Raw genomic sequence first — 24,174 nt, 5'->3', positions numbered from 1 at the left:
GAAAACCGCGTCGCGGCGACGAGGCGGCCCGCCGGCGCGACGCGGCGCCGGCGGGGCGACGCCCGTCAGCCCTTCGCCAGCGCCCGGGAGATGACCAGCCGCTGGATCTGGTTGGTGCCCTCGACGATCTGGAGCACCTTGGCCTCGCGCATGTAGCGCTCCACCGGGTGGTCGGCCACGTAGCCGGCCCCGCCGAGCACCTGCACCGCGTCCGTGGTCACCCGCATCGCCACGTCGGTGGCGAAGAGCTTCGCCTTCGCCGCCTCGATCGAGTACGGCCGGCCGGCGTCGCGCAGCCGGGCCGCGGCCAGCGTCAGCGCCCGGGCCGCGGAGATCTGGGTGGCCAGGTCGGCGAGCGTGAAGCCCAGCCCCTGGAAGTCGATGATCGCCTTGCCGAACTGCTGGCGCTCCCGGGCGTAGCCGACCGCGTAGTCCAGCGCCGCCTGGGCCAGCCCGACCGCGCAGGCGGCGATGCCGAGGCGTCCCGAGTCGAGGGCGGACATGGCGATGGTGAAGCCCGCCCCCTCCCCGCCGATCAGCCGCTCCGCCGGCACCCGGGCCGAGTCGAAGGCGATCTGCGCCACCGGGGAGGCGCGCAGCCCCATCGTGCGCTCGGCCGCCTGCGGCGCGATGCCGGGCGTGGCGCGGTCGGCCAGCAGGCAGGAGATGCCCTTCGGGCCGGGTCCGCCGGTGCGGCAGAAGATGTTGTAGAAGTCCGCCACCTGCGCATGGGTGATCCACGCCTTGGTGCCGTCGACCACGTAGTCGTCGCCGTCACGCACGGCCTTCGTGGTCAGCGCGGCGGCGTCCGACCCGCCCTGCGGCTCCGACAGGCAGTACGCCCCGAGCAGCTCCCCGCCGACCATGTCGGGCAGCAGCTTGCGCTGCTCGTTCGTCCCGAACTGCGCCAGGGGGTAGCAGGACAGGGTGTGCACGCTGACCGCCTCGGCGACCGCCAGCCACCGGCTGGCCAGGATCTCCAGCACCTGGAGGTAGACCTCGTAGGGCTGGGCGGCGCCGCCGTGCTCCTCGGCGTAGGGCAGGCCGAGCAGGCCGGCCCGCCCGAGGGTGCGCAGCACCTCGCGGGGGAACTCCGCGCGCTCCTCGAACCCGGCGGCCCGCGGCGCGAGCTCCCGGTCGGCGAGTTCGGTGGCGAGGTCGAGCAGGTCGTGGGCCTCGTCGGTGGGGAGGATCCGGTCGACAGTCATAGCGCGATGAGCTCCGTGGGGGTGGTGTTGAGCCGTTGCACGCCGTCCGTGGCGCAGACGACGATGTCCTCGATGCGGGCGCCGTGGCGGCCCGCCAGATAGATGCCCGGTTCGACGGAGAACGCCATCCCCGGCTCCAGGGGGCGGGCGTTGCCGGCCACCACGTAGGGCTCCTCGTGGCCGTCCAGTCCGATGCCGTGGCCGGTGCGGTGCAGGAACTCCGCGCCGAAGCCGGCGGCCGCGATCGGCTCCCGGGCCGCCGCGTCGACGTCCTCGGCGGTGATCCCGGGGCGGACCGCGGCCACCGCGGCCCGCTGGGCGGCGTGCAGCACCGCGTAGTAGTCGACGAACTCGGCCGGCGCCGGGGCGCCCGCGACGTAGGTGCGGGTGCAGTCGGAGCGGTAGCCCGACGGCATCGTCCCGCCGATGTCCACGACGACCGGCTCACCGGCGCCGATCGGGCGGTCGGAGGTGCCGTGGTGCGGGCTGGCGGCGTTCGGGCCGGCGGCGACGATCACGAAGTCCACGCTCACGTGGCCGGCGGCCCGGATCGCCGCGGCGATGTCGACACCCACCTCCGCCTCGGTGCGCCCCGGCCGCAGCCACTGGCCCATCCGCGCGTGCACGGCGTCGATCGCCGCGCCCGCCTCGGCCAGCGCGGCGACCTCGGCCGGGGACTTGCGCAGGCGCATCTCGCGCAGCACCTCGGAGGCCAGCCGCTGGGTGGCGCCGGGCAGCGCCGCGCGCAGGGCCAGGACCTGCTCGGCCCACATCCGGTCGGCCAGGCCGACCGTCGCCATTGGTCCGCCGAGGGCGGCGACGAGCAGCGGGTACGGGTCGGTGCCGTCGGCGTGGTCGACGATGCGTACGCCGGTGGCCGGCGCGGGGGACGCCTCGGCGGCCGGCCGCTCCAGGGTGGGCACGATCAGCGTCGGCTCGCCCTGCGCGGGCAGCACGAGGCAGGTGAGCCGCTCCCCCTCGTGGGCGTCGTAGCCGGTCAGGTAGCGCAGGTCGGAGCCGGGGGTCAGCAGTAGCGCGTCCAGGCCCGCGGCGGCGGTGGCGCGCCGGGCATCGTCCAGCCGCCGTGGCGGATACAGCTCGTCGGATCCCACGCGCTCAGCTTAACGGTCGTTCGGGGCCGGACCCAGCCCACCCGAGGTCGGGCAGCGCCCGCCTCCATCGAACATCATCGTTGACGCGACAGTTAACAATCCTTAGGATTTGGCTGCCTCGAGGATGTCCACCCGTCCCCCACCCGTACGCCCGCACCCGGCGCCCCGCCGCCGACGCGGGCGGCACGGTCGCCACGACCCGCCCACGGGAAGGCCCCCGATGCCCTCATCGCTCTCCCGCCTCAGGTCGGCCCTCGCCGCCGGCCTGCTCACCCTCGCCACCGCCGCCACCACCCTCACCCTGGCCCCCGCCCCCGCGCAGGCCGCCGTGCTGCCCAACGGCTTCCGCAGCGTCGGCTACCTGCCGTCCTGGACCGGCGACGTCAACGCGGTGCAGTACGCCAAGCTGACCCACGTCAACTACGCGTTCGTGCTGCCCAACGGCGACGGCAGCCTCCGCCCGGTGGAGAACCCCGCCAAGCTCTCCCAGCTGGTGTCGCGCGGCCACGCCAGCAACGTCAAGGTGTCGATCGCGATCGGCGGCTGGAACAACGGCGACGACTCCGCCTTCGAGGCGCTCGCCGCCAACGCCGGCAGCCGCACGACGTTCGTCAACAACGTCGTCAACTTCGTCAACCAGTACAACCTCGACGGCGTCGACATGGACTGGGAGTACCCGGACCCGGGCGCCTCGGCCACCAACTACACGGCGCTGATGCAGCAGCTGGCCGGCGCCCTGCACAGCCGGGGCAAGCTGCTCACCGCCGCCGTCGTCTCCGAGGGCTGGTACGCCGAGGGCGTGCAGCCGGCCGTCTTCGGCCACGTGGACTGGCTCAACATCATGGCGTACGACGGCGGCAGCCCGCACGCCAACTACGACTGGTCGATCAACGCCGTCAACTACTGGAAGTCCCGGGGCCTGCCCGCCCGCAAGGCGGTGCTCGGCGTGCCGTTCTACAGCCGGCCCGGCTACCACACGTACGCCGCGCTGGTCGCCATGGACCCGGCCAACGCCAACCGCGACTGCACCACGGTCAACGGCACCCAGCAGTGCTACAACGGCATCCCGACGGTCAAGCGCAAGACCCAGTGGGCCATGGCCAACGCCGGCGGCATGATGAACTGGGAACTGAGCCAGGACACCACCGGCGCCACCTCCCTGGTCAGCGCCATCTACGACACCGCCACCGGCGGCACCACCCCGCCGCCCGTCGGGCGCACCGGCCCGATCACCGGCATCGGCGGCAAGTGCGTCGACGTGGCCGCCGCCGGCACCGCCAACGGCACCGCCGTGCAGCTCTACGCGTGCAACGGCACCAACGCCCAGAGCTGGACGGTGGGCACCGACGGCACCCTGCGCGCCCTCGGCAAGTGCGCCGACGTGACCAGCGCCTCCACCGCCAACGGCGCCAAGGTGCAGCTGTGGGACTGCAACGGCACCGGCGCGCAGGTCTGGCAGGCCCAGGCCAACGGCACGCTGCGCAACCCGGCGTCCAACAGGTGCCTCGACGCCACCGGCAACAGCTCCGCCGACGGCACCCGGCTGCAGATCTGGGACTGCTTCGGCGGCGCCAACCAGGTCTGGCGGCTGCCCGCCTGAGCCCTTTCCGGGGCCCGCCTCGGCGCGGGCCCCGACGGGGCGCGGGCACCCGGGACGACGAGGACCCTGGCCGAGGCGAAACACCGCGAGCCACCGGCCGCCGTAATGCGGCTTCCGCAGGCCCCGGGAGGAACTGCGGGCGCTTCGGCCGGTGCCGTGCGGGGTGCGGCTCTCACCTGGTGGGCCGGCCGTCGCCCGGCACGACCAGAGCGCGACGATCTGAGTCCGGCCCGTCGGCCGCGACCGGCAGCGCGGCGGCGAGCCGGCGGACCCGGTGCGCGTGGGTCAGCACGTCGACATTGTCGACGTACTGGTCGACCGCGCCGAGGGGCGCACGCCCGCGCAGCACCGGATCGGTGATGGCGGCCCGCAGCGCGCCGGCGATCCGACCGGCGTCCAGGACCAGGAACGGCCGCCGGTGGAAGGGCCGGGACCGGGCACGCACCGGGGCCGCCAGGCCGGTGTCGTCGGTCCGGGCGGCGAGGGCCTCCAGCGCCCGGACCAGCCCGTCCTCCCGACTGCGCCAGTCGCCCGGGCCGAGCGCGTCGGCCAGGGCCGCGACCAGGGGCGCCGCGTCGGGCAGCCGGGCGAACAGCGTGCCCAGCCACTTGTCGTACGGGGGCCAGCGGCGGTGCAGCAGCAGACCGAGCCGCATCAGGTCCCGGGCCAGCCCGGCGGTGACCACCCGGCTGCCGAGGTCGTCGCCGGTCTCGGCGCAGCGGCCGGGCAGGTGTTCGGCCTGGGCGACGCGGGTCCACGCGGCGGCGAGCACGTGCCGCCACACGTCGTCCGGATACCACGCCAGCGCCGCCCGGGCCCCGGCCAGCGCGCCGTCGAGACCGTCGTGGAACACCTCGCCGCCGGTCACCTCGGCCAGCCGCTGCGTCGGCGTGGCCAGCCAGTCCGCCGTGCTGACGCCGGCAGCGGGGTCGAAGCCCAGCCGCTCGCGCCACCAGCCGCCCGGCTCGTCGATCGTGACGCCGTGGCGGCTGCCCGCCCGGTCGGCGACCCCCAGCCGGCCCTCCCCGGTGAAGCGGGTGGGCCAGCCGAGGAACTCCGCCGGCAGGTCGGCGTCCAGCGCCGCGCGCAGGTGCGGGATCCGCGCCGCGTCGGCCGCGCCGACGAAGAGCTGCGCGCGCGGCCCCCAGTCGTGGTCGGTGGAGCGCGGGGTGTCCAGGCCGAGCAGCTCGGAGCCGCCGTCGAGCAGCCCGGCCGCGTACGGCAGGTCGGGGAAGCCTCGACGCAGGATCGGGGCGAGCACCTCGTCGTGGAACCGGCGGCCGAGCGTCAGGCCCGCAACGAACGTCACACCGGCAAGTCTGCGCGCGCAGCGGCGGGCCCGCAGCCCGGTTCCGCCGCCGGCGACCGTACGCGCCGATAGGCTGGGCGCGGACGGGTCGCCGACGGAGAGGACCGACCGCCGTGGCAGCGACGGACCGGGAGCGCGCCGCGACCCGACGCCGCCGGCTGCTCTGGGCGGGCATCCTCGCCGTCGCGGGCCTGGTGCTGCTGGCCGTCGGGGTGACAGTCGCCGACGGCACGGCGGCCTGGCTCGAGGTGTCGGTCGCGATCGCGCTGCTGCTCGCCAGCTACGGCCTGCAGTACGTGGCCCGCCGCGAGACGCTGTACCGCGACCACGAACGTCCCTGACCCGCCGCGCCGCGCCCCCTGATCGTCGGTGGGGTGTGCCAGGCTGTCGGGCGTGGCACAGCGACCCCCGATCCTGCTCATCGACGCGCCCAGTCTCTACTTCCGGGCCTACTTCGGCATTCCCGAGTCGGCGGCCCGGGCCGCCGACGGCAGCCCCGTCAACGCGGTGCGCGGCTTCCTCGACATGCTGGCGAGCCTGATCCGCACCCGCCGGCCCGACCGGATGGTCTGCGCGATGGACCACGACTGGCGGCCCGACTGGCGGGTGGCGCTGCTGCCGTCCTACAAGGCCCACCGGGTGGCCCCCGAGGGCGGCGAGGTGGTGCCCGACACGCTCAGCCCGCAGGTCCCGCTGATCCTGGAGGTGCTCGACGCCGTCGGCATCGCCCACGTCGGCGCGACCGGCTACGAGGCCGACGACGTGCTCGGCACCCTCTCGGTGACCCAGCCGGCGCCGGTCGAGGTGGTCTCCGGCGACCGGGACCTGTTCCAGCTCGTCGACGACGCACGCCCCGTGCGACTGCTCTACGTCGGGCGGGGCGTGGCCAAGCTGGACGACTGCGACGACGCCGCGGTGCGCGCCCGCTACGGGGTGCCGGCCGACCGCTACGCCGACTTCGCCGCCCTGCGGGGTGACCCCAGCGACGGGCTGCCCGGGGTGGCGGGCGTGGGCGAGAAGACGGCCGCCCGGCTCGTCGAGCGCTACGGCGACGTCGCGGGCATCCTGGCCGCCCTGGACGACCCGGGCTCCGGCTTCGCCCCCGGGCTGCGCACCAAGCTCGCCGCCGCGCGGGACTACCTGGCCGTCGCGCCGAAGGTGGTCCGGGTCGCCCTCGACGTGCCGCTGCCCGAGCTGGCCACCGAGCTGCCGACCGCGCCGGCCGACCCCGACCGGCTGCTGGAGCTGGCCGACGAGTGGAACCTCGCGGGCTCGGCACGCCGCCTCGTCGACGCCCTCGCCCAGCGGTCCTGACCACCGCGCGCACGCGTCACCGCGTCGATCAGGCGGTGCCGTGCAGACCCGCTGGGCCGCTCGAAATCGTCTGAGCGGGGGCACGACCTGATCCACTGCTTCCCGGCGGAGGGGAGGTCCGCTACCAGCGGCAGGGCAGTGTGACCCTCGATAGCCTGTTGGGAGCCCTGCGGCGGCTCGGGTGCGGGTCGTACGGCGGCGCAGACGACGGGCGGAGGAAGCATGACGGGAGGCGGGCCGGCTCCGGACGGCATCGGCCCGGACGGCGAGCGGCGGAGCCGGCGCTACCTGGCGGCGGTGTTGCTGGGCGCGGCCGGGGGGATCGACTTCCTCACCGGGCTCGCCATCGTCCCGCTCGAGCCGCACGTCGACATCGCCAGCGCGGAGATGTTCCACCTCGATATCACCAGCTGGGGCTGGGTCCGGCTGGTCTTCGGGGCGGCGACCGTCCTGACCGGGCTGGGGGTACTCGTCGACCGACGCGCCACCACCGTCGCGGCAATCGTCACCGCATCGGTGGGCATCGGGCTCGGCATCCTGCTTCTGCCGTACCACCCGATGGCGGTATGGATGGCGGCGATGCTTGCCGCCGTGGCCACCTGGTTGCTCGCCGGGCAGCTCCGCACAGCGAGCCGGACCCCCGCCTCGCGGGTCTGACCTGACCGTCAGCCTGGTTGCCGCAACGGACGGCAGTAGAGTTTCGTCGAGAAGGCCGGCGTGCCGGACGGCACGGTGGGTTCCCAGACCGGGTTGATGCGCAGTGCCAGGTTGGGTGCGTGCCAGGCCGAACCCAGCCGCTCCAGGAGGCCGTACTCCCGGCGTCGGACGTTGACATCCTCGCCTGCGAGAAAGTCGATCAACTGGTCTCCGATGACCGGGCGACCGATGAGCCCTCCGTGGAAGGACGGTGCCTCGACCGCCGGGATGCGGATGTACGGATCCGGTGGCGCCTCGGACGCGGTGACCGTCGGCAGGAAGGCGATCGCCCGGACCCCCGGGACAGGACACAACATGTGCAGGCGATAAAAGGGCCCGTCTTCATCCATCAGTGAGCGGATGAACGGCTCGTCCGGCGTGGCGGCGGCTGTTCTGCCGACCTGCGTGACAGCGAACATCCCCCGCAGCAGCCAGCCGGCGACCAGACCCCAGCCGGTGCTGGCGTCCGGGGGTGGATAGTACGCGCGTCCGGCGCGGACCAGCGGGCTGAACATCGCCAGTGCCTGCACCCGCGGGTCCGGCCGATCGCCGAGGTAGCGCCGGGCCACCATCGCCCCCTCACTTCGGCCGACCAGGGCGATGGGCCTGCCGGTCCGCCGATGCAGCGCGTCCACCTGCGCGGCGAGCAGTTCTGCGCTGGAGTTCAGCGACCGGTGGGTGTCATACCGCCGGTACGGCAGCGGGCGGCCACTCGCATCCAGGCCGGCGTATGAGAACCACTCGACCGCCGGGTCCCCCAACGGGCGGCCGTCGTACGCGGATTCGTGCCCGGCCAGCAGGATCACCGCGTAGCGCACCCTCGCGGGCAACGGCCGGTCGAAGACGGACGGGACGGCAGTGTTCCGTTCGTGGCGGGGCGAGGTGATCACCTGCGACACCAGCGGAGTGGCCAGCGCGAGCACCACAGCGATCGGCACCACCGGCACCCGCCGCCACCGTACCCGCGGCTGGAGCACGGCCGCCCGCACCGTCCGGTTCCACAGCAGGCCGTTGGCCGCGCCCGCGACCGCGGCGACGAGCGGCGTCACCAGCGCGGGAACCTGCCACACCAGGCCACCGGCCACCGAGATCACCACGAAGTCGAGCAGGGACCAACCGACAAGCTCAGCCGAAGGCAGTCCCCGCCACAGGCCCCGGCCCACAGCCATCCGCTGCAGGAAGGGGGCGAGGAGGATCATGGGAGTCAGCGAGGCGAACAGGAACCAGGACAGCGACACCACCGACGCGGCGACCGCGTACGCGGCGAACGGTAGGACGAGGACCGCCGTGAACGCCGCGACTTCGAGGTTGCGCCGCGCCAACGCCCGGTACGGCGGCCGCCGTACGCCTGCCGGCCAGGCCAGGCCGACCAGGGCTGCGGAGTAGAGCCCCCGCAGCACGATCGCGCCCAGCAGAAGGAGCCCGAACATCAACCAGGAGTTGTGGTAAACCAGCAGCCAGCGCATGTCGTGGTACGAGTCGTACGGCCATACCGCAGAGCTCTGTGGTATCAGACCCTGCGCATTGCGGAACGGGATCCAGACCAGGATGACGGCCGCGACCAGGGGCATCGCCGCAGCGAGCCCGAGTAGCGCCAGTAGCCGGCGGGTGGGTCGCACGAGTCCTCCTTCGACACGCGGGCCTCTGCGCCGACTCTCCCTGGTACCGGCTGGCCGCTGAGCCGTATGCCCGAAAATCAACCGCTCCCACGACCTCGATCCGGCCGACATCACCTCGTGGTCGGCGGCGGCGCGCTCATCGTGGTGGCAGCCCGGCACCAAGCTCGCCGCCGCGCGTCACCACCTGGCCGTCGCGCCGAAGGTGGTCCCGGTCGCCCTCGACGTGCCGCTGCCCAAGCCGGCCACGGAACTGCCGACCGCACCGGCCCATCCCGACCGGCTGCTCGAGCTGGCCGGCGGGTGGAACCTGGCCGGCTCGGCACGCCGCCTCGTCGACGCCCTCGCCCAGCGCGCCTGACGCCGCCCGCCGTGCCGCGGCACGGCGGGCGGCGTCGACCCGCTGTACGGGTCAGCGCGGCGGGTTGTCCCGGCGGGACGGGAACGGGGTGCCCGGCCGGCCGAGCGTGGACCGGGCCCGCAGCCCCACCGGGTCGGGCGGCGGCGACGCGCCGGCTGCCGGCTCCGGGCCCCGCAGGGTGTCGAAGTACGCGGCGGCGGCCCGGTCCTCGGCGGTGGGGGCCGCGAGCAGCGCGTAGACCAGCCCGACCACGCCGAACACCACGGCGAGGATGATCGGCACGAGCAGGGTGCTGACGCCGGCGCCCACCACCTCGCCCTGCCCGGAGTGCGAATGCACCGACATGGCGCTCATCCCGGTGAAGTGCATGCCGTTGACGGCGACGCCCATCAGCAGCGCCGAGCCGACGATCGCCAGCCCTCGGCGGACGGTCATCGCGAGCCAGAGCGCCACCGTGGCCGCGACCACCGCGATCACGACCGAGAGCACGACCCGGGTGGTGTCGTAGTCGATCCGGCCGTTGAGCCGCATGGCCGCCATGCCGGTGTAGTGCATCGCGGCGACCCCCGCGCCCGTGAACAGGCCCCCGGCGAGCAGCCGCACGGCGGAGAACCGCCCGGTGCCCACGATGGCCAGGCCGATGCCGACCGCGATCACCGCGATCATCGCGCTGGCCACGGTGATCGGCACGTCGTACCGGATCCGGGTGCCCTCGACGGCGAAGCCGAGCATCGCCATGAAGTGCATGGTCCAGATGGCGGTGCCACCGATGGCCCAGGCCGCCAGGGTTCCCCACCAGGCGCGCTGGCCCGCGCTGCCCGCCGTGCGGATCCGGCCCGCGCAGATCAGCCCCAGGGCCGAGCCCAGCACCGACAGCGCGTAGCTGAGCGCGGGGGTGATCCACCCGTACTCGAAGTGATTGATCTCCGCCACGGCGGCCTTCTCCCAGATCGTTCCACCGACGCGCGATCCCGCGCCGGAGCAATGATCAGGGATGCCGTGACCAGGCACGACGGCACCCCCCGGACAATCCGGGGGGTGCCGTCGCGGTGACTATGCGATGCGTCGATTTCGATATCTGGTGACGGACAGTGACGATCAGGCCGGGGCGTGGTAGGCCAGCACACCCCGGTTCACGGCGCCGATCGCCTGCCGGGCGGTGGACCTGAGCTCCGCCGAGGCGCCGCCGGAGTCGGCGAGCTGGCCGAGCAGGTCGACCACCTGCCGCGCCCAGCGGACGAAGTCGCCGGCCGGCATCTCGCCGTCGATCTCGTGGCCGCTGCCGAGGACCTTCGCGAGCGCCTCGCCCCGCGCCCAGCGGTAGACCGGCCAGGCGAAGCCGAGGTCGGGCTCGCGGGTGACGGTGAGGCCCCGGGCCGCCTCGTCGGCCTCGATCTCACTCCACAGCTTGAGCGTCTCGTCGACCGCCTCGGCCACGGGCCCGCGCGGCAGCGACGCCCGCTCGTCGACGTCGCGGCGCGCCTCGAAGACCACCACGGAGACCGCCGCCGCCAGTTCGGCCGGGGAGAGCCCGTCCCACACCCCGCGCCGCAGGCACTCGGCGACCAGCAGGTCCGCCTCGGTCCAGATCCGGCCGAGCATCCGGCCGGCGTCGGTCACCGCGCCGTCGGGCGCCAGGTAGCCCCGGGCGGTGAGCAGCGCCACGATCCGGTCGAACGTACGGGCCAGCGAGCCGGTCCGGCCGGCCACCCGCTGCCGCAGTTCCTCGGTGTCGTTCTCCAGGCGGCGCCGCCGCTCCGCCCAGCGGGCGTGCTCCTCGCGGTCGGGGCAGGCGTGGCAGGGATGCCGGCGCAGCTCGGTGCGGAGCTGGCTGAGCCGGTGGTCCTCGCCGACGGCCTGCCGGGACCGGCCACCCCGTCGTCCGGCGTGCCGGTCCAGCCCGGTGCCGCTGACCTCGGCGGCCAGATCGCGCCGGGCCGCAGGGGACCGGTGGTTGAAGTGCTTCGGCACCCGGATCCGCGCCAGCACCTCGGCCGGGGTGGTGAAGTCCCCAGGACTGACCCGGCCCGCCCAGCGGTCCTGGGTCAGCACCAGCGGCCGGGGCTCGCCGAAGCCGCCGGTGGCCGGGTCGAGCACGACGGCCAGACCGGCCCGACGGCCCGACGGCACCCGGATCACGTCGCCGATCCGCAGCCGCTCCAGCGAGGCCACCGCGGCGGCCTTGCGCTGGCTCTGCCCCTGCCGGGCGATGGCCCGCTCCCGCTCGCCGATCGCCACCCGCAGCGCGAAGTACTCGTCGAAGTCGCCGTGGTGGCAGGCCGCCTCCGCGCCGTACGCCTCGATGGTCTCGGTGTTGCGCTGCACCTGCCGGGCCAGGCCGACCACCGAGCGGTCCGCCTGGAACTGGGCGAACGAGGACTCCAGCAGCGCACGGGCCGGCTCGGCACCGACCGTGCCGACCAGGTTGACCGCCATGTTGTACGACGGCCGGAAGCTGGACCGCAGCGGGTAGGTGCGGGTGGAGGCGAGACCGGCCACGTGCCGGGGGTCGGTCTCCGGGGACCAGACGACGACGGCGTGCCCCTCGACGTCGATGCCCCGCCGGCCGGCACGGCCCGTGAGCTGGGTGTACTCCCCCGGCGTCAGGTCGACGTGCGCCTCGCCGTTGTATTTCACCAGGCGTTCCAGCACGACGCAGCGGGCCGGCATGTTGATGCCCAGCGCGAGCGTCTCGGTGGCGAAGACCGCCTTGACCAGGCCCCGGACGAAGAGCTCCTCGACGACCTCCTTGAACACCGGCAGCATGCCGGCGTGGTGGGCGGCCAGGCCGCGTTCGAGGCCGTCGAGCCACTCCCAGTAGCCGAGGACGGTCAGGTCCTCGCCGGGGATGGCAGTGACCCGCGACTCGACGACGCGACGGATCTCGGCCCGCTCCTCGGGGGAGGTGAGCCGCAGGCCCGCGGCGAGGCACTGCTGCACGGCGGCGGCGCAGCCCGCGCGGCTGAAGATGAACAGGATCGCCGGCAGCAGCCCCTCCCGGTCGAGCCGGTCGACGATGTCGGGGCGCATCGGACCCCGCCAGCGGGGCCCGCGCCGGCCCCCGCCGGGACCGGCGCTGCGCCCCTCGCCGAGCTCCAGGCGGCGCATGGTGTCGCGGGTGTAGCGCAGCAGCTCGGGGTGCACGTCGTGCTTGCGGGCGGCGTCGGCGTCGTGGAACAGGTCGAACATCCGCTTGCCGACCAGCATGTGCTGCCACAGCGGCACCGGGCGGTGCTCGCTGACCACCACGGCCGTCTCGCCGCGCACGGTGACCAGCCAGTCGGCGAACTCCTCGGCGTTGGACACGGTGGCCGACAGGGAGACCAGGGTGACCGAGGCGGGCAGGTGGATGATCACCTCTTCCCACACCCCGCCACGGAACCGGTCGGCGAGGTAGTGCACCTCGTCCATCACCACGTAGGCCAGGCCGTCGAGCGTGGCCGAGCCGGCGTAGAGCATGTTGCGCAGCACCTCGGTGGTCATCACCACCACCGGGGCGTCGCCGTTGATGGCGTTGTCGCCGGTGAGCAGCCCGACCTGCTCGGCGCCGTAGCGGTCGACCAGGTCGTGGTACTTCTGGTTCGACAGGGCCTTGATCGGGGTGGTGTAGAAGCACTTGCGCCGCCGGGGCGGGGTCCCGTCGCCGCCGGTCGCGGGCGCCGCCGCGCCGCCGGCCGCCGGCGTGCCGCGCAGCGCCAGGTGTACGGCGAACTCGCCGACCACCGTCTTGCCGGCTCCGGTCGGGGCGCAGACCAGGACGCCGCTGCCCCGTTCCAGCGCCTGGCACGCCTCCCGCTGGAAGTCGTCGAGGTCGAACCCCAGATCGAGGGCGAACTCGTCAAGTGCCGGGAACTGTGAGGCCTGCGCGGCCCGGCGGCGCGCCGCGGCGTACCGCTCGGCGGGGCTCGACATGCCTCCAAGATTAATGCGTGCCGCCGACAGCCACCGGACAAGGCCAACCGGCAGGGGGGTCGGGGGCGGTCGGTAGGGTGCACGACGTGCCGGATCATGCCGAACCGCCCCACGCCTCGCGCGGCGCCGACGACGCCGTCCGCCCGGGTCCGTCCCGCCGGCCGGTGGAGGCGGTCCTGCTCGACTTCCACGGCACCCTGGCCCAGGTGGAGGAGCCCCGGGACTGGGTGCTCGCGGCCGCCGCCGCCTGCGGGGTGAGCCTGGAGCGGATGCGGGCCACCGCGCTGGCCGACCGGCTGCTGACCGCCGGCCGGGCGGGCGGGCCGCTGCCCACCCGGGTGCCGCCCCGGTTGGCCGAGCTCTGGGCCGACCGGGATCTCTACCCGCACGCCCACCGGGGCGCCTACACCGGGCTGGCCGAGACCGTGGACGCGGGCATCGAGGGCTTCGCGGAGGCGCTCTACGAGCGAGTGCTGGTGCCCGAGGGGTGGGTGCCCTACCCGGACACCGCGGCGACCCTGGACGCGCTGCGGGCCGGGGGCGTCCGGGTGGCCGTCGTCAGCAACATCGGCTTCGACATCCGGCCGCACTTCGAGGCCTGGGGGCTGGCCGGGCTGGTCGACGCGTTCGTGCTCTCGTACGAGGTGGGGCGCTGCAAGCCGGACCCGGGGATCTTCCTGCGCGCCTGCGGGATGCTCGGCGTCGATCCGGAGCGGACGCTGATGGTGGGCGACACGCCGGCCGACGCGGGGGCCGTCGCGGCCGGGTGCGCGGTGCTGGTGCTGCCGGCCGCCGAGGCGGGTCGGACCAACGGGCTGGGCGCCGTGCTGGACCTGGCCGGCGTCGATCAGCAGCGCTAACGGCACGCCGACAGCACCGTTAACACCTGGCGCTAACGCGAAGGCGTTATCGTCGCTGCCATGATCACCGAGACGTCGCCCCGGGACCGGATCGTCCGGGCCGCCGCCGCGCTGCTCGCCGAGGGCGGCCGGGAGGCCGTCTCCACCCGCGCGGTCAGCCGGGCGGCGGGGGTGCAGGCGCCCACCATCTACCGCCAGTTCGGCGACATGCGCGGCCTGCTGGACGCGGCGGCCAGCTACGGGTTCGCCGCGTACCTGCACGCCCAGGCGGCCGGGGACCTCGCCGACGACCCGGTCGACGACCTGCGCCGGGGCTGGGACCTGCACGTCGGCTTCGGCGTCGCCAACCCGGCGTTCCACGCCCTCATGTACGGCGACCCGCGCCCCGGCGAGACCCCGACCGCGGCCCGGGTGGCGGCCGACATCCTGCGCCAGCTCGTGCACCGGGTGGCCGAGGCGGGTCGACTGCGCACGAGCGTCGACCAGGCGACCGAGATGCTGCACGCCACCGCGTGCGGGGTCACCCTCACCTTGATCCGGACCCCGCCGCCGGGGCGCGACCCGGCCCTGTCGGCCCGGACCCGGGAGGCGGTGCTCGCCGCCCTGGTCACGGACTCCCCCGCCGCCCGGGCGACCTCCCGGGCCGACCGTCCGGTCCGGCACGCGGTGGCGCTGCGCGCCGCCCTCGACACCCTCACCACGGACCTCACCGCCGCCGAACGCACCCTGCTGGCCGAATGGCTGGACCGCATCACCCGCCAAACCCCCTGACCCACGCCCTCGACGCCCTCGACGCCCTCGACGCCCTCGACGCCCTCGACGGGTCGATCATGCACTTCTGGTGCCGGTTTCGCGGGCATACACGGCTTGTGCGGGGCACCACGACTGCATGATCGGCGCCGAGAGAGGGCGGGGAGGGTGGGAGGGAGGGGAGGGTGGGCGGGGTCAGCGGAGGAGGTGGAGGGCGGCGGGGGTGGCCGTGACGGTCAGGGGGAGGGCCAGGGCGCGCTCGCCGTCGGCGTACGTGGTGATGCCCTCGGCGCTCAGCTCGACCGTGCGGGCGCGGTAGCTGCGCACCAGCGGATGCGTCACGTGGGTGCCCCGGTAGATGCGCGGCTTGACCCGCATCAGGGTGCGCCGGTGGAACCGGCCGCCCACCACCACGTCGAGCAGGCCGTCGGTCGGGTCCGCGTCCGGGCAGATCCGCATGCCGCCGCCGTAGCTGGCGCAGTTGCCCACCGCCACCAGCACCGCGTCCACCTCGTGCGGCACCCCGTCGAGGCGCAGGGTGTAGCGGCGCGGGCGCAGCCGGGCAAGCTCCACCAGGATCGCCAGGTCGTAGCGGCGCGGACCGCTCGGCCAGCGCATCCGGTTGGCGCGCTCGTTGACGATCGCGTCGAAGCCGGCCGCGAGCACGGCCCCGTACCACCGGTCCACACCCTCGACCCCCGTCATCCGGGCCAGGTCCACCGGGCGGGTGCGGCCGTCGCGCAACGCCGCCGCGATCACGTCGACGGCGGCGAGCGGGTCGGCCGGGAACCCGGTGTCGGCGGCGAAGTCGTTGCCGGTGCCCGCCGGCACCGGGCCGAACGGGACCCCAGTCCCGGCGACCGCCTGCAGCGCGCGGTGCACGGTCCCGTCGCCGCCGACCGCGACCAGGGCCGACGCCCCGTCGCGCACCGCCGCCCGGCAGGCCGCCTCGGCCTCGTCGGCGGTACGCGCGTGCAGCGGGCGTACCGGGCGGCCGGCAGCCGTGAGCCGGTGCAGGACCTGCGGCAGCAGCCCTCGGTGCCGACCCCGGCCAGCGGTCGGGTTGGCCAGCACGGCGACGGGCCCGACGCCGGCGACGGAGGGGTGATCGTCTGCGGTCACGGCGAGCACCGTACCGCCCCGGGACGGACGGGGGCACCGCCCACCGTGCGGTCGGCGACCCGCCGGCGGAGCACCGCGCACCCCGGGCGCAACTGACATTTGTCACGGCCGACCCGTGCGGCACGCATTCGTCGTCATGACTGAACGCACTGGAACCGCCATAGCCCGAACGGACAGACTCAGATCCGTCAGCAGGACGAAGGCATCGGCCGAACGACGCAGGCACCGGCCGAACAGCGGAGGGAGTGGCCACGGTGGACGAGCGCTACGACAGCTACTGCGCCGCCGACCGGCTCTTCTACGACTCCCTCGGCAGCGCGGTCGAGCAGCCCACCTTCGCGGCGGCGCAGCGGCCCGTCCCCGACGGCTGGCGCTCCGAGCCGCTCGACGACTGGCTGATCTACGCCCCCGAGGGCGGCACGCTGCCCCAGCAGGGCTGGAAGATCCACGTGTCGGCGACGCTGGACAACGCCGAGCGGGTGCTGGACGCCGTCTGGGACTACTGCGTCCCCCGCGGACTGTCCTTCAAGTTCCTCCGCGGCCCGCGCACCCTGCTGCTGCGCAACTCCAAGTACGCCTCCCGGGCGGCCAGCGGCAAGTTCGTCACCGTGTACCCCCGCGACGACGCGGAGCTGGAGCTGGTCTGCAAGGAGCTCGACGAGCTGCTCGCCGGCGAGCCCGGCCCGTACATCCTCAGCGACCTGCGTCACGGCGCCGGCCCGGTGCACGTGCGCTACGGCGGCTTCGCCGCCCGCTACTGCCACTCCCCCGACGGCCAGGTGGTCCCGGCGATCGAGGACGACACGGGCACGCTGGTGCCCGACCGCCGCGACCCCGTGTTCCACGTGCCGTCCTGGGTGACGCTGCCCGACTTCCTCGGCCCGCACCTGGCCGCCCGCAACGCCACCAGCACGAACGAGGTGCCGTACCGGATCGAGAAGGTCATCCACTTCTCCAACGGAGGCGGCCTCTACGTCGGCCGGGACGTGCGGACCGACGACCAACTGGTGCTGAAGGAGGCCCGGCCGCACGCCGGTCTCGACGCCGACGGCGCCGACGCGGTCGCCCGCCTGGCCCGGGAGGCCGACGCGCTGCGCCGGCTGGCCGACCTGCCCCAGGTGCCCCGGGTGCACGACGAGTTCGCCCTCGGCGAGCACCGGTTCCTCGCGCTGGAGTTCATCGAGGGCCGCCCGCTCAACAAGGTCCTGGTCGACCGGTACCCGCTGATCGACGCCGACGCCACGGACGCCGACCGCGCCGACTACACCCGCTGGGCGCTGGACGTGCACCGGCAGGTCGAGGAGGTCGTCACGGCGATCCACGACCGTGGCCTGGTCTACGGCGACCTGCACCTGTTCAACGTCATGGTCCGCCCGGACGACCGGATCGCGCTCGTCGACTTCGAGGTCGCCGCGCCGATCGACGGCCACCGCCGGCCGGGTCTGCGCAACCAGGGCTTCGCCGCGCCCCGGGACCGCACCGGTCCCGCCGTCGACCGGTACGCCCTGGCCTGCCTGCGGCTGGCACTGTTCCTGCCGCTGACCCAGCTCGTCCGGCTCGGGCCGGAGAAGGCCGCGCACCTCGCCGACGTCATCGCCGCTCACTTCCCGGTGCCGAGGGGACTCCTCGACGACGCCGTACGGGAGATCACCGGCCCCGCCCCGGCGGACGCCGACGGGGCACCCGACCTCACCGTCGACGTCGGGCCGGCCCACCGGGAGCGGCTCGCCCGGGCGATCCTCGCCAGCGCGACACCCGACCGGGACGACCGGCTCTTCCCCGGCGACATCGAGCAGTTCCGCAGCGGCGGGCTCAACCTCGCCCACGGCGCCGCCGGCGTCCTGTACGCCCTGCACGTCAGCGGCGCCGGGCGGTGGCCGGAACACGAGCGGTGGCTGGTCCGCCACGCCACGGCACCCGCCTCCGGCACCCGGTGCGGCTTCTACGACGGCCTGCACGGCGTCGCGTACGCCCTGGAGTCGCTCGGCCGCCGGCAGGACGCCCTCGACGTGCTCGACATCTGCCTGCGCCAGCCGCTGGACGGCCTGGACCACAGCCTCTCGGGCGGCCTCGCCGGCATCGCGCTCAACCTGGCCGAGCTGGCCGGACGCACCGGCGAGACGGCGCTGCGCGACGCGGCCTGGCGGGTTGCCGAGCGGGTGGTCGACCAGCTCGCCGACGACCCGGGGCCGGACATCAGCGGCGGGCGCAACCCGTACGCCGGGCTGCTGCGCGGCCGCACCGGGCCGGCGCTGCTGCTGGTGCGGCTGCACGAGCTGACCGGCGACGCGGCCCTGCTGGACCACGCTGCCACGGCCCTGCGCCAGGACCTGCGCCGCTGCGTGGTACGCCCCGACGGCGCGCTGGAGGTCAACGAGGGCTGGCGCACCATGCCCTACCTCGGGCAGGGCAGCGTCGGCATCGGGCTGGTGCTCGACGAGTACCTGCGGCACCGCGCCGACGAGCGGTTCGCCCAGGCCAGCGGCGGCGTACGCCGCGCCGCCCGGTCACCGTTCTACGCGCAGTCCGGCCTCTTCGCCGGACGGGCCGGCATCATCGCCTACCTGGCGGCGTACCCCGACGATCCGGGGCTCTGCCGCGAACGCGACGCCCAGGTGGCCCGGCTGGCCTGGCACGCCCTGCCCTACCGCGACGGCACCGCCTTCCCGGGCGAGCAGCTGCTGCGGCTGTCGATGGACCTCGGCACCGGCACCGCCGGCGTGCTGCTGGCGCTGGCCGCCGCGCGGCCCGACGACCCGGTGCGTCTGCCGTTCCTCGCGCCCCTGACGGGCGCCACCGACTCCCCCGCCTCGGCGAGGGCGACCGATCCGACCGACCAGCACGGAAGGAGGTGACACGACATGGCGCTTCTGGACCTCCAGGGCCTCGAGATGGCCCCCGCCGACCGCACGGGCGGTGGCAGCCGGGCGAGCCTGCTGCTCTGCGGCGACAGCTCGCTGTCCGTCACGACCTGCAACTGAGCCGGACGCCCTCAGCGGCGACATCCAGCACAGGACCATCCGACCGAACAGCACAGAAGGAGATGATCGACATGGCGCTTCTCGACCTTCAGGGCATGGAGATGGCCCCCGCCGACCGCACCGGCGGTGGCAGCCGCGCGAGCCTGCTGCTCTGCGGCGACAGCTCGCTGTCCGTCACGACCTGCAACTGACCAGGTCAACACGCGAGGCCCTGGGTGGACGCCGTGTCCGCCCAGGGCCGCACGTCTTTCGCGGGAGAAGCCATGGGGACGCCGACCGGCACCGACCGGCTGCTGCGGCGGGTGGTCCGCGACGGCGGCGGGTGGACGGTCCTGCTCGGCGCGGTCTCGCTCACCGGCGCCGCCGCCGAACTCGCCCTGCCCGCCGCGCTCGGGCTCGCGGTCGACGCCGCCGTCGACGGCGACCCCGGCGTCTGGTGGCCGGCCGCCGCCTGCGGGCTGATCGCGGTCCTCATGGTCACCGACATCCTCGCCGACGTGGCCAGCGGGTACGGCACGGCCCGGGCCACGGCGCGGCTGCGCCGGCGCCTGCTGCGGCACCTGTTCGCCTGCGACGTCCGCACCGTCCGCCGCCATCCGGTGGGCGACCTGGTCGGGCGGCTCGTCGGGCAGGCCGCCGAGGCCGGGCAGGCCGGCACCGCCGTGGTGCTCGGCGTCGTCGCGCTGCTCCCCCCGGTCGGCAGCGTCGTGGCGCTCACCCTGCTCGAACCGCTGCTCGGCATCACCCTCCTCGGCGGACTGGCCCTGCTCACGCTGCTCATGCGCGCCTTCGTCACCGACGCCTCCGCCGCCGTCGCCGGCTACCAGCGGGTGCTGGGGGACATCGCCGGGCGCCTGCTGGAGGCCCTCGGCGGCGCCCGCACCATCGCCGCCGCCGCGACCGTCGACCGGGAACGCGACCGGGTGCTCGCGGCCCTGCCGGAACTGCGCGGGTACGGGCTGCTCAGCTGGCGGCTGCTGGCCAGGGCGAGCGCCCGCACCGCCGCCGTGGGGCCGCTGCTCCAGGTGGCCGTCGTGGCCGTCGGCGGGTACGCGCTGACCGTCGGCTGGCTCTCCCCCGGCCAACTCGTCGCCGCCGTGCAGTACGCGGCCCTCGGCGCCGGGCTGGGCGCGGTGCTGGCCACCCTGAACCGCCTCGTCCGCGCCCGCGCGGCGGCCGGGCGGATCGCCGAGCCGCTGGCCCACCCCGTACGCCCCGACGGCACCGAGCCGCTGCCGCCCGGCCGGGGGGAACTGCGGCTGCGCGGGGTGGGCGTACACGCCGAGGACGGGCGGGCGGTCCTCGACGGGATCGACCTGACCGTCCCGGCGGGCGCCACGGTGGCCGTCGTCGGCCGCTCCGGCGCCGGCAAGTCGACCCTAGCCGCCGTGGCCGGCCGCCTGCACGACCCGGAGACCGGCGAGGTGCTGCTGGACGGGGTGCCGCTGCGCCGGCTCGACCCGTCCGCGCTGCGCCGGGCCGTCGGGCACGCCTTCGACCGACCCGTACTGGTCGGCGAGACGGTGCACGAGGCGATCGGGCTCGGGCTGCCCGCCGGCTCGGCGCGACCGCCCGCCGGCACCGCACCGGCCACCCCGGCGGTGCTGGCCGCGGCGCGGGCGGCGCAGGTCGCCGACGTCGTCGCCCGCCTGCCCGAGGGCTTCCGCACCCGGCTGGCGGACGCGCCGCTCTCCGGCGGCGAGGCGCAGCGCCTCGGGCTGGCCCGCGCGTTCCCCGCCGAGCGGCTGCTCGTCCTCGACGACGCCACGTCCAGCCTGGACACCGCGACCGAACACCGGATCGCCCGGGCGGTGGCGGCCGGCGCCGGCGGGCGTACCCGACTCGTGGTGACCCACCGCGCGACGACGGCGGCGGCGGCGGACCTGGTGGCGTGGCTCGACGGCGGGCGGCTGCTGGCCGTGGCGCCGCACCGGCAGCTCTGGGCCGACCCGGCCTACCGGGCGGTCTTCACGTCCGGCGGAGACGCCCGATGAGCGGCCCCGGCGTACGCCGCAGCACCTGGGCGGCACTGCGGGCCCGCCGCCGGGCCCTGGGCCGGCTGGCCGTCTGGTCCGCGGTGGAGGCCCTGCCGGCGCTGCTCGGCGGGGTGCTCGTGGCCCGCGCCGTCGACAGGGGTTTCCTGGCCGGTGAGTTCGGCACCGGCCTGGCCTGGCTGGCCGGGCTCGCCGCGGCCGTGCTGGTGGGCGCGGCGGCCAGCGGGCAGGTGTACCGCAGCCTCGGGGCCGTGGTGGAACCGTTCCGCGACGAGTTGGCCGCCCGGGTGGTGCGGGGGGCCCTGCACGACGCCACCCGGGCCGGCGGCCGGGCGGACAGCGCCACCGTGGCCCGGCTGACCCACCAGGTCGAGGTGGTCCGGGACACCTTCGGCGGGCTGCTGCTGGTGGTCCGCGGGTTCCTGTTCACCGCCGGCGCGGCGCTGCTCGGCCTGCTCGCCCTGGCCCCGCCGCTGGCCGGTGCGGTGGCCGCCCCGCTGGTGGTGGGGCTGGCCGTGTTCGGGGCGTCGCTGCCGGCCATGGTGGCGCACCAGCGGGCCCAGGTGACCGCCGGCGAGCGGCTCAGCCGCTCGGCGGCGTCGGCGCTGGCCGGTCACCGCGACGTCGTCGCCTGCGGCGCGCAGGAGCGCGTGGTGTCCGACGTGGACCGGCGGGTCACGGCGCAGGCCGACGCGGAGCGGACGCTGGCCCGGATGGCGGCGCTGCGCAGCCTCAGCCTCGGCGTGGGCGGCTGGCTGCCCGTGGCGGTGCTGGTGCTGGCCGCGCCGTGGCTGGTCCGGCAGGGGCTGAGCGCCGGCGCCGTACTGGGCGCGCTGGTCTACGTCACCACCGGGCTGCAACCCGCCCTGCACGCGGTCGTGCAGGGCGTCGGTGGCGGCGGCCTGCGCTACGCCGTAACCCTGGGCCGCATCCTGCGCACCAGCCCGCCCCCGGGGCCCGACCTCCCGCCGCCCGCCGCCGTCCCGGCGCCCCCGGTCGCCGCCGGCCCGGCCGGTCCCTCACCGGCCGCCGCCGGCCCGGCGTCGTGGGCCGCCGCCGGCGGCGACAACCCGCCGGCGGTCGCGCTCCGGGGGCTGACCTTCCGGTACGGCCCGCACGCCCGCCCCGTCCTGGCGGACCTCACCCTGACGGTGGCGGCCGGCGACCACCTGGCTGTGGTGGGGCCAAGCGGCGCCGGTAAGTCCACCCTGGCCGCGCTGGTCGCCGGGCTGGCGTCACCGGAGTCGGGCACGGTCCACCTGGCCGGCGTACCCGTCGACGGCACGCCGCCGGAGGCGCTGGCCCGGCTGCGGGTGCTGGTGCCGCAGGAGGCGTACGTACGCACCGGTTCCGTCGGCGACAACCTCCGCTACCTGCACGCCGACGCCGACGCCGCGACGGTCCTGGCCGCCGTACGCACCCTCGGCGCCGGTCCCCTGGTGGCCCGCCTCGGCGGCCTGGACGCCGAACTCGACCCCGCCGCCCTCTCCGCCGGGGAGCGCCAGCTCGTCGCCGCGGTCCGGGCCTACCTCGCCCCGGCGCCGCTGGTGATCCTCGACGAGGCGACGTGTCACCTGGACCCGACCCTGGAGGCGACCGTCGAGCACGCCTTCGCCCGCCGGGGCGGCACCCTGGTGGTGATCGCCCACCGGATCAGCTCGGCGACCCGGGCGCGGCGGGTGCTGGTGTTCGACGGCGACCGGCCGCTCGTCGGCAGCCACGACGACCTGCTGACCCGCTCGACCACCTACCGCGAGCTGGTCGGGCACTGGGAGGACGTGACGCCGCCGGACCGCGTGCCGCTCGGCCGGCCCTGACGGTCCCGGGGCCGGCGCCCGTCGTCAGATCCAGCCGGCCTCGCGGGCGACCCGCACCGCCTCCACCCTCGTGCGCGCGCCCGCCTTGCGGGCGATCCGGCCGAGGTGGTTGCGCACGGTCCCCGGGGCGAGCCCGAGCGCCCGGGCGACCTCCACGACCGGCGCCCCGGCCGCGGTCAGGTCGAGGATCTCCGTCTCCCGCGAGGTGAGCGGGCTGTCCCGGCTCAGTGCCGCCATCACCAGGTCGGCGTCGACCACCGACTCGCGGCGGGCGAGCCGCCGGATGCCGTCCAGCACCCGGTGCGGGGAGACGTCGGCGCCGAGGATCCCGACGCTGCGCCCCGGCACGAAGACCCGGTGCAGGCCGCGCGCCCGGCGACGGTCGGCGAGCACCAGCAACGGGCAGTGCCCCGCCACACCCGCGTCGCCGATGAGGTCGAGGTCCACGACCGCCACGTCGGGACGCTGCGTCCGGACCGCCGGCGGCAGGGCGTCGCCCCGGTCCAGTTCCGCCACCACGCTGATGTCCGCCTCGGCGGCGAGCACGAGCGACAGGGCGCCACGGACCAGGGCGCCGTCGAGAGCGAGCAGGGTACGGATCACCGTTGACCCTCCGGAGCGTCGTCAGACAGATCACGGGCCGTCAGAATTCAAACACGTCCCGCCAGATTCCGCTCGGCGGGCGACCCGCCGCCGATCAGGCCGTTTCCAGCGGGCGACCCGCCGCCGTCCAGGCCGGACGAAGGGCGGGACGGTGCTGGCACGCCCCGGCCCGGGCGGGCGGGACCGGCCCGCTACATCCAGCCGTCGCGGCGGGCGCGCCACACCGCCTCCATCCGGTTGCGGGCACCGGTCTTGCGCATGATCGCCGACAGGTGGTTCCGTACCGTTCCGTGCGCCAGGTAGAGCCGGCGGGCGATCTCCTTGAGCGGCAGGCCCTCCGCGGCCACCCGCAGCACCTCCACCTCCCGGCGCGTCAGCGGGCTCGACGCGGGACGCAGCGCCGTCCCGGCGGCGGCGGCGTCGATGACCTTCCCCCCGGCGGCGAGCTCCCGGACGGCGTCGACCAGCGCCTCCAGGGACGCGTCCTTGCCCACCAGGCCCCGTACGCCGGCCGCCAGCAGGTCCCCGACGATCCGCTGGCTCCACCGGCGGCCCATGGCCAGCACGGCGGTGTCGGGCATCGCCCCGGTGATCTCGGCGACGACCTCTACCGGGTGCGGGGCGTCCGGCGCCAGGTCCACCAGCACCACGTCCGGCCGGTGCCGGCGCACCAGGGCGGGCAGCTCCGCCACCCCGGTCACCTCGGCGACGACCTCGATGTCCTCCTCGCTCGACAGTGCCGCGCACAGCGCGGTGCGCAGCAGGCCCATCTCCTCGACAACGACGACGCGGATCAACGGGTGGCTCCGATCTGGGGGTGCGGGGGCGGCGGGCGGTCCCGTTGACGGGACTAGGCAGGCCGGTCGGACGGAACGACTGGATCATGAAGCGCGACAACGACGACCGACGGTCAGGGGCA

The 24,174-nt window shown here is 75.3% G+C and carries 20 protein-coding genes and 1 pseudogene; 12 read left to right on the top strand and 9 right to left on the bottom strand.

Going from position 1 to position 24,174, the window contains the following annotated elements:
- Nucleotides 1-65: 65 nt before the first annotated feature.
- Together AC0OO9_RS29585 and AC0OO9_RS29580 are read right to left on the bottom strand one after the other, a co-directional pair.
- Entirely contained in the window at nucleotides 66-1,208 is a 1,143-nt protein-coding gene (locus AC0OO9_RS29585) for an acyl-CoA dehydrogenase family protein (protein WP_484513996.1), read from the bottom strand.
- Nucleotides 1,205-2,320, bottom strand: coding sequence for a M24 family metallopeptidase (locus AC0OO9_RS29580; RefSeq protein ID WP_484513994.1), 1,116 nt, complete (start codon nucleotides 2,318-2,320; stop codon nucleotides 1,205-1,207). The genes AC0OO9_RS29585 and AC0OO9_RS29580 overlap by 4 nt, the downstream gene beginning before the upstream one ends.
- Nucleotides 2,321-2,540: 220 nt before the next feature.
- On the opposite strand from AC0OO9_RS29580, the gene AC0OO9_RS29575 reads away from it, so the two are divergent.
- On the top strand, nucleotides 2,541-3,920 hold the full coding sequence (locus AC0OO9_RS29575) for a glycosyl hydrolase family 18 protein (RefSeq protein WP_484513993.1): 1,380 nt from the start codon (nucleotides 2,541-2,543) through the stop codon (nucleotides 3,918-3,920).
- Between the two features lie 172 nt (nucleotides 3,921-4,092).
- Here the strand turns inward: AC0OO9_RS29575 and AC0OO9_RS29570 are convergent, their stop codons facing one another.
- Entirely contained in the window at nucleotides 4,093-5,229 is a 1,137-nt protein-coding gene (locus AC0OO9_RS29570) for a DUF4037 domain-containing protein (RefSeq protein WP_484513992.1), read from the bottom strand.
- 113 nt (nucleotides 5,230-5,342) lie between these two features.
- On the opposite strand from AC0OO9_RS29570, the gene AC0OO9_RS29565 reads away from it, so the two are divergent.
- The 3 genes from AC0OO9_RS29565 (at nucleotide 5,343) to AC0OO9_RS29555 (ending at nucleotide 7,200) form a co-directional block, all read left to right on the top strand.
- Nucleotides 5,343-5,570 carry a hypothetical protein gene (locus AC0OO9_RS29565; protein WP_132237509.1) on the top strand — a complete coding sequence of 76 codons (228 nt, stop codon included), beginning with the start codon at nucleotides 5,343-5,345 and terminating at the stop codon, nucleotides 5,568-5,570.
- 52 nt (nucleotides 5,571-5,622) lie between these two features.
- Complete coding sequence (locus AC0OO9_RS29560; protein ID WP_484513990.1) at nucleotides 5,623-6,543, top strand: 5'-3' exonuclease; 921 nt, start codon at nucleotides 5,623-5,625, stop codon at nucleotides 6,541-6,543.
- A gap of 222 nt (nucleotides 6,544-6,765) precedes the next feature.
- Entirely contained in the window at nucleotides 6,766-7,200 is a 435-nt protein-coding gene (locus AC0OO9_RS29555; RefSeq protein ID WP_484513988.1) for a DUF7144 family membrane protein, read from the top strand.
- A gap of 8 nt (nucleotides 7,201-7,208) precedes the next feature.
- Here the strand turns inward: AC0OO9_RS29555 and AC0OO9_RS29550 are convergent, their stop codons facing one another.
- Nucleotides 7,209-8,858 (bottom strand): esterase/lipase family protein, encoded by a 1,650-nt coding sequence (locus AC0OO9_RS29550; protein ID WP_484513987.1) that lies wholly within the window; start codon nucleotides 8,856-8,858, stop codon nucleotides 7,209-7,211.
- Nucleotides 8,859-9,018: 160 nt separating this feature from the next.
- On the opposite strand from AC0OO9_RS29550, the pseudogene AC0OO9_RS29545 reads away from it, so the two are divergent.
- Nucleotides 9,019-9,216 (top strand): annotated as a pseudogene (locus AC0OO9_RS29545) (flap endonuclease); the annotation flags it as partial.
- Nucleotides 9,217-9,267: 51 nt separating this feature from the next.
- Here the strand turns inward: AC0OO9_RS29545 and AC0OO9_RS29540 are convergent.
- Nucleotides 9,268-10,149: an MHYT domain-containing protein gene (locus AC0OO9_RS29540; protein ID WP_484513985.1), complete on the bottom strand. Its 882-nt coding sequence runs from the start codon at nucleotides 10,147-10,149 to the stop codon at nucleotides 9,268-9,270.
- 165 nt (nucleotides 10,150-10,314) lie between these two features.
- Entirely contained in the window at nucleotides 10,315-13,128 is a 2,814-nt protein-coding gene (locus AC0OO9_RS29535; RefSeq protein WP_132237501.1) for a DEAD/DEAH box helicase, read from the bottom strand.
- A gap of 86 nt (nucleotides 13,129-13,214) precedes the next feature.
- Here AC0OO9_RS29535 and AC0OO9_RS29530 point away from each other — a divergent pair, with 86 nt between their 5' ends.
- Both AC0OO9_RS29530 and AC0OO9_RS29525 read left to right on the top strand, forming a co-directional pair.
- A complete protein-coding gene (locus AC0OO9_RS29530; RefSeq protein WP_484513983.1) occupies nucleotides 13,215-13,988 on the top strand; it encodes an HAD family hydrolase in 774 nt (257 codons plus the stop codon).
- Nucleotides 13,989-14,048: 60 nt separating this feature from the next.
- On the top strand, nucleotides 14,049-14,759 hold the full coding sequence (locus AC0OO9_RS29525; RefSeq protein WP_484513982.1) for a TetR/AcrR family transcriptional regulator: 711 nt from the start codon (nucleotides 14,049-14,051) through the stop codon (nucleotides 14,757-14,759).
- A 174-nt stretch (nucleotides 14,760-14,933) separates the two neighbouring features.
- Here the strand turns inward: AC0OO9_RS29525 and AC0OO9_RS29520 are convergent, their stop codons facing one another.
- Entirely contained in the window at nucleotides 14,934-15,869 is a 936-nt protein-coding gene (locus AC0OO9_RS29520) for a diacylglycerol kinase (RefSeq protein WP_484513980.1), read from the bottom strand.
- Nucleotides 15,870-16,114: 245 nt separating this feature from the next.
- Between AC0OO9_RS29520 and lanKC the strand changes: the two genes are divergently transcribed.
- The 5 genes from lanKC (at nucleotide 16,115) to AC0OO9_RS29495 (ending at nucleotide 22,652) form a co-directional block, all read left to right on the top strand.
- On the top strand, nucleotides 16,115-18,715 hold the full coding sequence (gene lanKC, locus AC0OO9_RS29515) for a class III lanthionine synthetase LanKC (RefSeq protein WP_484513978.1): 2,601 nt from the start codon (nucleotides 16,115-16,117) through the stop codon (nucleotides 18,713-18,715).
- Nucleotides 18,716-18,721: 6 nt separating this feature from the next.
- Nucleotides 18,722-18,841 (top strand): SapB/AmfS family lanthipeptide, encoded by a 120-nt coding sequence (locus AC0OO9_RS29510; protein WP_013734295.1) that lies wholly within the window; start codon nucleotides 18,722-18,724, stop codon nucleotides 18,839-18,841.
- A gap of 71 nt (nucleotides 18,842-18,912) precedes the next feature.
- Nucleotides 18,913-19,032, top strand: a complete 120-nt coding sequence (locus AC0OO9_RS29505) for a SapB/AmfS family lanthipeptide (RefSeq protein ID WP_089003486.1) — start codon at nucleotides 18,913-18,915, stop codon at nucleotides 19,030-19,032.
- Nucleotides 19,033-19,104: 72 nt separating this feature from the next.
- Complete coding sequence (locus AC0OO9_RS29500; protein ID WP_484513976.1) at nucleotides 19,105-20,835, top strand: ATP-binding cassette domain-containing protein; 1,731 nt, start codon at nucleotides 19,105-19,107, stop codon at nucleotides 20,833-20,835.
- Nucleotides 20,832-22,652, top strand: coding sequence for an ATP-binding cassette domain-containing protein (locus AC0OO9_RS29495; protein ID WP_484513975.1), 1,821 nt, complete (start codon nucleotides 20,832-20,834; stop codon nucleotides 22,650-22,652). Before AC0OO9_RS29500 ends, AC0OO9_RS29495 begins: the two co-directional genes overlap by 4 nt.
- Nucleotides 22,653-22,676: 24 nt before the next feature.
- Here AC0OO9_RS29495 and AC0OO9_RS29490 read toward each other — a convergent pair whose 3' ends face one another.
- Nucleotides 22,677-23,255 carry a response regulator transcription factor gene (locus tag AC0OO9_RS29490; RefSeq protein ID WP_484513973.1) on the bottom strand — a complete coding sequence of 193 codons (579 nt, stop codon included), beginning with the start codon at nucleotides 23,253-23,255 and terminating at the stop codon, nucleotides 22,677-22,679.
- 191 nt (nucleotides 23,256-23,446) lie between these two features.
- The gene (locus AC0OO9_RS29485; protein WP_484513971.1) at nucleotides 23,447-24,052 is read right to left on the bottom strand and encodes a response regulator transcription factor; all 606 of its coding nucleotides are present in this window, start codon (nucleotides 24,050-24,052) and stop codon (nucleotides 23,447-23,449) included.
- Between the last annotated feature and the right edge of the window lie 122 nt (nucleotides 24,053-24,174).

The organism is Micromonospora sp. USAFONa4, from assembly GCF_057197825.1.
Note: the sequence above shows the minus strand (reverse complement) of the source record. Positions and strands in the feature narration are given on the sequence as shown.

Excerpts from the sequence above, each read along its gene's own strand:
- AC0OO9_RS29525 (WP_484513982.1), top strand. The coding sequence starts at position 14,049 with ATGATCACCGAGACGTCGCCCCGGGACCGGATCGTCCGGGCCGCCGCC.
- AC0OO9_RS29505 (WP_089003486.1), top strand. The coding sequence starts at position 18,913 with ATGGCGCTTCTCGACCTTCAGGGCATGGAGATGGCCCCCGCCGACCGC.
- AC0OO9_RS29535 (WP_132237501.1), bottom strand. The coding sequence starts at position 13,128 with ATGTCGAGCCCCGCCGAGCGGTACGCCGCGGCGCGCCGCCGGGCCGCG.
- AC0OO9_RS29500 (WP_484513976.1), top strand. The coding sequence starts at position 19,105 with ATGGGGACGCCGACCGGCACCGACCGGCTGCTGCGGCGGGTGGTCCGC.
- AC0OO9_RS29555 (WP_484513988.1), top strand. The coding sequence starts at position 6,766 with ATGACGGGAGGCGGGCCGGCTCCGGACGGCATCGGCCCGGACGGCGAG.
- AC0OO9_RS29510 (WP_013734295.1), top strand. The coding sequence starts at position 18,722 with ATGGCGCTTCTGGACCTCCAGGGCCTCGAGATGGCCCCCGCCGACCGC.
- AC0OO9_RS29575 (WP_484513993.1), top strand. The coding sequence starts at position 2,541 with ATGCCCTCATCGCTCTCCCGCCTCAGGTCGGCCCTCGCCGCCGGCCTG.
- AC0OO9_RS29585 (WP_484513996.1), bottom strand. The coding sequence starts at position 1,208 with ATGACTGTCGACCGGATCCTCCCCACCGACGAGGCCCACGACCTGCTC.
- AC0OO9_RS29495 (WP_484513975.1), top strand. The coding sequence starts at position 20,832 with ATGAGCGGCCCCGGCGTACGCCGCAGCACCTGGGCGGCACTGCGGGCC.